General features: G+C 64.6%; 4 protein-coding genes and 2 pseudogenes. 4 read left to right on the forward strand and 2 right to left on the reverse strand.

Going from position 1 to position 3,597, the window contains the following annotated elements; genetic code table 11:
- Nucleotides 1–96: 96 nt before the first annotated feature.
- Both tnpB (BLP10_RS22620) and tnpA (BLP10_RS23925) read right to left on the reverse strand, forming a co-directional pair.
- Nucleotides 97–243: pseudogene (gene tnpB, locus BLP10_RS22620) on the reverse strand (IS66 family insertion sequence element accessory protein TnpB); the annotation flags it as partial.
- A 74-nt stretch (nucleotides 244–317) separates the two neighbouring features.
- Nucleotides 318–683 (reverse strand): annotated as a pseudogene (gene tnpA, locus BLP10_RS23925) (IS66-like element accessory protein TnpA); the annotation flags it as partial.
- A gap of 23 nt (nucleotides 684–706) precedes the next feature.
- Here tnpA (BLP10_RS23925) and tnpA (BLP10_RS22630) point away from each other — a divergent pair.
- The 4 genes from tnpA (BLP10_RS22630) to BLP10_RS22645 all read left to right on the forward strand — a co-directional run bounded on the left by tnpA (BLP10_RS22630) (nucleotide 707) and on the right by BLP10_RS22645 (nucleotide 3,356).
- On the forward strand, nucleotides 707–1,093 hold the full coding sequence (gene tnpA, locus BLP10_RS22630) for an IS66-like element accessory protein TnpA (protein ID WP_091139996.1): 387 nt from the start codon (nucleotides 707–709) through the stop codon (nucleotides 1,091–1,093).
- The gene (tnpB, locus tag BLP10_RS22635; protein WP_091139999.1) at nucleotides 1,090–1,437 is read left to right on the forward strand and encodes an IS66 family insertion sequence element accessory protein TnpB; all 348 of its coding nucleotides are present in this window, start codon (nucleotides 1,090–1,092) and stop codon (nucleotides 1,435–1,437) included. The genes tnpA (BLP10_RS22630) and tnpB (BLP10_RS22635) overlap by 4 nt, the downstream gene beginning before the upstream one ends.
- Nucleotides 1,438–1,533: 96 nt before the next feature.
- A complete protein-coding gene (tnpC, locus tag BLP10_RS22640) occupies nucleotides 1,534–3,120 on the forward strand; it encodes an IS66 family transposase (protein WP_244510780.1) in 1,587 nt (528 codons plus the stop codon).
- Between the two features lie 2 nt (nucleotides 3,121–3,122).
- On the forward strand, nucleotides 3,123–3,356 hold the full coding sequence (locus BLP10_RS22645; RefSeq protein ID WP_091140005.1) for a hypothetical protein: 234 nt from the start codon (nucleotides 3,123–3,125) through the stop codon (nucleotides 3,354–3,356).
- The last annotated feature ends 241 nt before the right edge of the window (nucleotides 3,357–3,597 follow it).

The raw sequence follows: 3,597 nt of genomic DNA on the forward strand, positions 1-3,597 counted from the left end.
TGCGGTGCTTTGCCATGGGCTTCAGTCTCCTAAAGCCCGGCAGCCCCGGTCAATTCCTCAGTGCCGATCTGTCCATCTCGTGGGGCGCACTCCAGTCCGCTTGGCTCGGAACACGTAGACAGCTCCGGAGAACGGATCGGCTGCTATGGTGTCGCGCACGAGGGCGGCCAATCCGTCAGCGCCCTTACGGAAGTCCACGGGCTTGGTCGCCACCAGGACGCGGACAGTGCCGGTTGGCCCGATCGTCGCAGGCTCTTGAGCGCATGCAGCACGCGGGCCAATGTCGTTCCATCGGCGCCGGACGGGACGCGGTTGACGGCGCCCTCCACGACAATCTTGATCACCGCTTCACGACGGGCTGGCGGGGCAGACTGCGGCGTGTCAGGGGCGACAAGAACCGGGGTAAAGGCGAGAGGATGATCGTCTGCCTCGCGCATAGCCTGACGACGCCAGGTGAACAGGTGCTGGGGCGAGATGCCGTGCCGGCGGGCCACGTCGGAGACGACCGCACCCGGCGCCATCGCCTCCACCAAAATCCGCGCCTTCTCGTCCGCCGACCAGCGTCGGCGTCCGCCAACTCCGGTGATCACTTCCAGACGCCGCACCGGCCGCGGCGGCTCAAGCATATGGTCAACCATCGACATAAAAGTAAGCCTCCGCCGAGGGACGCCTTGCGAGAGCATGCCTAATTGAGCTGACTGTCGGTATGGATATCCTTACTGACAGTCATCCCATCACCCGCCTCGAGATCGTAGATACAGGCCGTCGCCGGCGCTGGTCAGAGAGCGAGAAGATCCGCATCGTTGAGGAGAGCCTGTCGGCTCCCCGGCTGGCCTCGGCCACCGCGCGGCGGCACGGGATTTCGAACCAACTCCTGTTCGCCTGGCGCAAGGCCTATCGCGAAGGACGGCTCGGTGACGAGCCCGGGTTCGTGCCCGCGAAGATCGTGCCGGATCTGCCGGAGACCAGGCCAGAGCCCGTCTGTCATCCCGTCGAGATTGTCAGCCCAAGCGGCTGGCGCGTCCTGATGAGCCGGGAGTGCGACGAACATGCCCTGATGCGAGTTCTCCGTCTCCTGGAGGGGCTGCGATGATCCCGGTCCCCACCGGGGTGCGCGTGTGGCTCGCCACCGGCCACACCGACATGAGGAAGGGCTTTCCCGGTCTGGCCCTGCAGGTGCAGGAGATCCTGCGCCGCGATCCGCTCAGCGGGCATCTGTTTGTCTTTCGCGGACGCAGGGGTGATCTGATCAAAGTGATCTGGCATGACGGACAAGGCGCGTGCCTGTTCACGAAGCGGTTGGAGAGAGGCCATTTCCTGTGGCCTTCACCAGCGGATGGAACGGTGGCGATCACTGCCGCCCAGCTCGGCTACCTGCTGGAAGGCATCGACTGGCGCAATCCGCAGCAAGCCTGGCGTCCAACCTCGGTCGGGTGAGCGTTGCCTGGTTGCAATTGTCGCGGGCTGTGATTCACTGGGTTCGTGACGCCTGAACCTGAATCTCTCCCGTCCGATTTAGCCGCTGCCCATGCGATGATCCGCGCCGAGCGTGCCGCGCGCCTGGAGGCTGAAGCGCTTGCGGCGCGCGCCCAGGCGGAGACGTCCAGCACGCAGGCGCTGATCGCCCATCTCAAGCTCCAGATCGAGAAGCTGCGGCGCGAGCTCTATGGCAGGAGCTCGGAGCGTAAGGCCCGCCTCCTGGAGCAAATGGAGCTGCAGCTGGGAGACCTCGAGGCTGCCGCCACCGAGGACGAGCTGGCGGCCGAGAAAGCCGCGGCGCAAACACCGACACTGAAGTCCATCCAGCGCCGGCATCCGGTGCGCAAGCCCTTTCCCGAGCATCTGCCGCGCGAGCGGGTCGTCATTCCAGCCCCTGACAGCTGTCCCTGCTGCGGCTCGTCCAAGCTGTCGAAGCTGGGGGAGGATGTCACTGAGACCCTGGAGGTGATCCCGCGTCAGTGGAAGGTGATCCAGACCGTGCGCGAGCGCTTCTCCTGTCGGGCCTGCGAGACCATCACCCAGCCGCCGGCGCCGTTCCATGTCACGCCGCGGGGCTTTGCCGGCCCCAATCTCCTGGCTCAGATCCTGTTCGAGAAGTTCGGCCAGCATCAGCCGCTCAATCGGCAGAGCGAGCGCTATGCCCGCGAGGGCATTGACCTGAGCGTGTCGACGCTCGCCGACCAGGTCGGCGCCTGCACCCTGGCACTGCAGCCGCTCCATGCCCTGATCGAGGCGCATGTGCTGGCGGCCGAGCGGCTGCATGGGGACGACACCACGGTGCCGATCCTGGCCAAAGGCCAGACGGTGAAGGGGCATATCTGGACCTATGTCCGCGATGACCGGCCGTTTGGTGGCCGGGCGCCGCCGGCGGCGCTCTACTATGCCTCGCGTGATCGCCGGCACGAGCATCCCGCGAGGCATCTTCAGGCCTTCAGCGGCATCCTGCAGGCCGACGCTTACAGCGGCTACAACGGGCTGTATGATCCTGCCCGTCCGCAAGGCCCGATCACCGCCGCTTTGTGTTGGGCCCATGCGCGACGGCAGTTCTTTGAGCTGGCCGACATTGCGGCCAATGCCCGGCGTGGCCGGAAGGCGCCGGCGATCTCGCCGATCGCCCTGGAGGCGGTCAAGCGCATTGATGAACTGTTTGAGATTGAGCGCACGATCAACGGCTTGAGCGCCGAGAAGCGCCTGCGGATCCGGCGGACCGAGAGCGCGCCGCTTCTGACGGATCTGGAAGAGTGGCTGCGAACTGAGCGTTCGCGCCTGTCGCGCTCGGCCCTGGTCCTGCAACCAATCGACTACATGCTGCGGCGCTGGGAGCGGTTTGCCGGCTTTGTCGAGGACGGCCGCATCTGCCTGACCAACAATGCCGCCGAGCGGGCGCTGCGCGGGTTTGCGTTGGGCCGTAAGGCTTGGCTGTTCGCCGGCTCGGAACGGGGAGCTGAACGGGCGGCGGCGATGACGACGCTGATTGCGACCGCCAAACTCAATGATGTTGATCCGCTGGCCTGGCTGGCCGACGTGCTGGCCCGCATTGCCGGCACACCACAGAGCAGGTTGCACGAGCTGCTGCCCTGGGAGTGGAAAAGCATCAACCAGCGAGCGGTGGCCGCCTGACGATGGCCGCGATCTCACATGTCTTCACCATCGGATATGTGGCTCAGATGCTGGAGCGGGACGAAGACCTGCTCTGGGATTTCTCGGATGAGCTGGAGCCCGAAGACGGGGCATTGTGGGTCTACGACATCAACGATGGCGAAACCCGTGCCTTTACTCCGGCCGGGATCGGGATGCTCCGCGAGATGATCAAGGATCAGATCGACAGAACCGACTCCAAGCTGTCCGGCGCCTGATCCTTTACCCTGCGGCCCTCACCGTATGCTTACACATAAAACGATCCCCAATCAGAGATCGTTAGTCTCGCCCCTCAGGTCCGCAAAGGTAAGGTGGGACCCAGACAGCGCTTACGTTACGACAGCAGACATGCGATTTAGGATTTAACAGCAAACCCATATGAGGCAATTGCGCGAACTAGAGGCTGTTATGGACCTGGATTGAGGTTGTCTCGTTGAGGCCTGATGACCTCACCTCGCA

Origin of the sequence: Microvirga guangxiensis (genome assembly GCF_900102135.1) — a bacterium.
GTDB classification, from domain to species: Bacteria; Pseudomonadota; Alphaproteobacteria; order Rhizobiales; family Beijerinckiaceae; genus Microvirga; species Microvirga guangxiensis.